We start from the raw sequence: 229 nt of genomic DNA, 5'->3' as shown, positions 1-229 counted from the left end.
CCTGGATCACGAATACAGCCTTCATGGCTGCTGCCACCATGTCCTGGCCCGCTTTGGGCACGTGAGACAGCAGGTTGCGCAGGAAGTGCACCCGGCAAAAGCTGCGCTATGCAGCGCACCTCTCGGTGCGACGCCAGCTGCTGCCCTGGAACATGCGCTTGATCGCTGCCGTCAGCCCCAGGTGCGCATCTGAGATCACCAGCCGAGTTCCAGTCAGGCCACGCTCTTT

The 229-nt window shown here is 62.4% G+C and carries 1 pseudogene; it reads right to left on the bottom strand.

The window, feature by feature from the left end:
• A pseudogene (locus CJZ78_RS14625) lies at positions 1-229 on the bottom strand (transposase); the annotation flags it as partial.

It is taken from the genome of Synechococcus sp. 8F6, assembly GCF_002252665.1.
Lineage (GTDB): Bacteria > Cyanobacteriota > Cyanobacteriia > PCC-6307 > Cyanobiaceae > Cyanobium_A.
Note: the sequence above shows the minus strand (reverse complement) of the source record. Positions and strands in the feature narration are given on the sequence as shown.